The following is a 231-nucleotide window of genomic DNA, read 5'->3' on the forward strand; positions in this document are numbered from 1 at the left end:
GATAAGCTCCGCTATCTCATGAGGGTGGGAACACTTGATGATATTTTACAAAGTGTTGCTTGTGGTATTGATATGTTTGATTGTTTTATGCCGACGCGTGTGGGATACCATGGTTTAGCTTTTACGCGCTTTGGTAGAATTAATTTGTGCAATGCGCGTTATGTAGAGGATCCATATCCTCTTGATCCACAATCACTTTGTTCTGCTGCATGTGATTTATAGCTGTGGTTT

At 40.7% G+C, this 231-nt stretch carries 1 pseudogene; it reads left to right on the forward strand.

Annotation, left to right across the window (positions count from 1 at the left end):
- A pseudogene (locus ACFIK8_RS12485) lies at positions 1–231 on the forward strand (tRNA-guanine transglycosylase); the annotation flags it as partial.

The sequence above is a fragment of the Bartonella sp. MR168JLCBS genome (assembly GCF_042194175.1).